The following is a 3,921-nucleotide window of genomic DNA, read 5'->3' on the forward strand; positions in this document are numbered from 1 at the left end:
GCTACACGCTTTCCATTTGATATTGTATTCTTATTTCTCTATGTGCTTATTTCACTCACTTAAAATTTACTTATTACATCTATGAAGACACTTTATTTATTGCTGAGCGCATTAGTCATGACTGCATGCGGCACACCGGAAGAAAATTCTGTTGAAAAGAATAATCAAAATGCTAATGAGTATGTTGCTACATGGAATTCGCTAGCAAAACATGAAACACCTAAATGGCTGACTGATGCAAAGTTTGGTATTTATACCCATTGGGGTATATCTACGGTTGATTATTCAAGAAACCAGAAAGATATTGCACGTCCTGAAACTAAGGATGAAGAGATAAGTGCTATGAAAAACTCGTTGGAGGATTTCAAGGCAGAAAAATTCAATCCGAAAGCTTGGGCAAAGCTTTTCAAGGAAGCTGGAGCCAAGTTTGCAGGACCAATATCATGGCATGGAAGCCCGTATATTCATTGGGACAGCGACCTTACCCCGTATAATAGTGTTGATATGAATCCTCATCGCGACATCGTGGGCGAACTGCAAGAAGCAATTTATGCCGAAGGAATGAAATTTTTAATGACACTACATGCTACACAGCACGAAGACTGGTTGAATATATGTATGGATGGCATTAACAAGTATGTTCCGGATTTGCTTTGGGTTGATGCAAGTTTCGGAGAAACAAAGGGGTGGAGATTTATTAATCGTACACACTTTGTGGGTGAAGCAGAGATGCCGGAAGAACCACGCGCTTTGAGTGATGCCGATCAGAGAACTTTTATTGCCAACTATTATAATCAGGCTCTTAAGAAAGGAAAAGAAGTTGAGTTTACTTATAAATCGAGCGATATTCCTCCATGCGTTGGAATGCGTGACCTCGAAAATGGGTTGATGGACCAGTTGTATGACACTCCATGGCTCACAGATGTAGATATGAACATTTGTCCTGATTGGGCTACTCATGGCTGGTTCTATCGAGAGGGAATTCCTCTCCGAGATGCAAATAATATTATTGATATGCTTGCCGATGTGGTAAGTAAGAATGGTATACTGCTTCTTAATGTACCTCCAAAAGCTGATGGTTCATTCCCGGTTGAGGTCGAGGAAACACTACACAAGGTGGGTGCATGGCTTAATATTAATGGTGAAGCTATATATAATACTACTCCATGGTCACTTTTTGGCGAAGGACCTACTGTCATTAATTCAAACAACAACAAATTCCATCATAATGACCATTTTGCACAGAATAAGTTTACGCAGAAGGATATCCGATTTACAGTTAACGGGAACAACATTTATGCCATCTGCTTGGGAACACCGAACGATGACCAACTGTGTATAAAAGCTATGTCTTCTGTTCTATCCTTAAGGAAAGGAGATATAGAAAATGTTTCAATTTTGGGATTTCCTTCGTTTGAAACAAAATGGTGTCATGATGAACAGGGACTTACAGTCAGTCTCCCTGATTTTGAGAATGAACAGTTTGCAGTAGTAATTAAAGTTACTTTAAGTAAATAGAAATAATATAAACGATATTGCAGATTTGATTATGATTAAAAGTTATACATGTTTTTTAAGATGCCTGTTTTTCACAGTGCTGATAGGTTCTTTCCTTTCATCATTCTCAAGACAGAGTGATGGAGTTCCTGATACTTACCATAATCCGATTATACGGGGTATGGCACCTGATCCTTCTATATGTAGGGCAGGCGAGTATTATTATCTTGTCAATTCGTCGTTTGAATGGTATCCCGGACTTCCCATTTACAAAAGCAAAGATTTAGTTAACTGGGAACTTATAGGACATGGTTTTAACAATAGGGATCATAATTTTATCAAACCGGGGACATTTGATTCTGGCGGACTGTTTGCTCCAACAATACGTTATCATGACGGGCTGTTTTATATTATTAACACACACATAGGTGGCAAAGGTAATTTCTATATTACAGCAACAGATCCTGCCGGTCCATGGAGCGAACCGGTCTGGATTGATGCTCCGGGTATTGATCCTTCATTGTTTTGGGATGACGACGGCAAGTGTTACTATATTGGCAATGGCAATCTTTCTGGAGTCAAACAATGGTATGGACAGGCAGGAGTCTGGATGCAGGAACTTGACTTAAAAAGCAAGAAACTCATAGGCAAGCGTAAACAGCTTACATTTGGGCATGCCACTAATGCCCGTTGGGGCGAGGGACCGCATCTGTATAAAATTAAAGGTAAATATGTTTTGCTAATGTCGGAAGGTGGAACAGATATAGATCATGCTGTGACATGTTTTGTCAGCGACAGTATATGGGGTGAATATGAACCTATTCAGATTAATCCCATCCTGACTCATCGCCATCTAGGGACCGAATATCCTGTGTATGCTACAGGTCATGCCGATATTGTACAGACACCACAAGGTGAATGGTGGATGGTGGCGCTGGGTAAGCGAAGAGGAGTTGGCGGAGAATGCTATATAGGACGTGAAACTTTTCTTGCACCATTGCAGATTGAAGAATTTACTGATGTGAATGGTAAGGAAAGCTTAAGGTTCATAGTCAGTCCCGGCGAGGGACGGTTGCCTGTAGTTGGCAAGCGTCCGGATTTGGAATGGACACCTGTAAGGAGTGCCGGTGATACCGACTCTTTTGACAATGATAAACTGGCTCTTGACTGGTGTTTCCTGCGAACACCTATGACAGACTGGTATTCGCTGAGCAATGGGAAATTATTAATGAAGCTACGTTCTGAAGTGGCATCCGATTTTGTTAATCCTTCTATGATTGTAAAAAGAGTAAAGGAACATAAGTTTAAGGCATCCGCATTAATGAGTTTCACATCTCATAATCCTAACGAAGAAGCCGGTGTCATTCTTTATAGAAGCAGTAAATATTATGTTACGTTTACTGTGAAGAATGGTTGTGCTGTTGTCACATCATATGATGGTGGAGCAAAGAGAACTCTAACTGAAAGACAGATAAAGCCAGGTCCGGTAAGCCTCTCCATTGTATCCGATGGCAAACAACTTTCCTTTATCGTAAATGATGACACTCCATACACAATGGAATGCAGGATCTCTCTTGAAATTGTTTCAGATAAGTTTCAGCGTTCGGGAGGATACGGAGGAACAATGGTTGGAATGTATGCTACCTCAAATGGAATTTATTCTACAAGTATCGTCGAATTTGACACATTTACCTTAGTATATGGAGACATATTTAAAACATCTAATTGATATGAGAAATCTTATATTTTTCTTTTTACTCATAATTCCCCCTTTTACACTATATTTGATAGCTGGTAATAACAGCTCAAAGGATGTAAGTTATAAAATATCTTTAGGAAAGGTTTACCATACTGCTGTTTTTCATGACAGCCCTCATGGGATGTATAGCGTGTGGGGAGCATCTGTTGTTCAAGACGATGACGGCCTTTTTCATATGTATTATTCCAGATGGCCCAAGCATTTGGGATGGGCATGGCTTACAGATTCTGAAATAGCGCATGCTGTTTCAGAATCAATCACGGGACCATGGCGTTTTGTCGATGTGGCACTTAAAAGAAGAGGTAAAGAGTTCTGGGACGGATGGTGTACACACAATCCCACAATACATAAATTCGATGGAAAATATTATCTTTACTACATGGGAAATACCGGTGATGGCAAGGTGATGGGTACACCTCAGAAAGAGGTGTTAAACTGGTCGCATCGCAATAACCAACGAATAGGAGTAGCTGTTTCAGATAGTCCTTACGGCCCATGGATGAGGTCGGATAAACCGTTGATAGATATTTCCGCTAATGACGATGATTATGATTGCCTGATGACATCAAATCCTTCCTTATGTCAGATGCCGGATGGCAGATACCTGATGATTTATAGTCAAAAGTAATTGAATTGCGAAAAATTCCCCCAAAAGTATTACCTTT

3 protein-coding genes are annotated in these 3,921 nt (G+C 40.1%); all 3 read left to right on the plus strand.

Annotated elements, in window-relative coordinates; translation table 11 throughout:
• The first annotated feature begins 81 nt into the window (after window positions 1–81).
• From QZ379_RS12195 to QZ379_RS12205, 3 genes are read left to right on the plus strand one after another with little or no spacing between them, the layout of a single operon-like run.
• Complete coding sequence (locus QZ379_RS12195) at window positions 82–1,518, plus strand: alpha-L-fucosidase (protein ID WP_291565235.1); 1,437 nt, start codon at window positions 82–84, stop codon at window positions 1,516–1,518.
• Window positions 1,519–1,549: 31 nt separating this feature from the next.
• Window positions 1,550–3,226: a glycoside hydrolase family 43 protein gene (locus QZ379_RS12200; RefSeq protein WP_291565238.1), complete on the plus strand. Its 1,677-nt coding sequence runs from the start codon at window positions 1,550–1,552 to the stop codon at window positions 3,224–3,226.
• Between the two features lies 1 nt (window position 3,227).
• Window positions 3,228–3,884 (plus strand): glycoside hydrolase family protein, encoded by a 657-nt coding sequence (locus tag QZ379_RS12205; protein ID WP_291565241.1) that lies wholly within the window; start codon window positions 3,228–3,230, stop codon window positions 3,882–3,884.
• The last annotated feature ends 37 nt before the right edge of the window (window positions 3,885–3,921 follow it).

The organism is Bacteroides sp., assembly GCF_019417265.1.
Lineage (GTDB): Bacteria > Bacteroidota > Bacteroidia > Bacteroidales > Bacteroidaceae > Phocaeicola.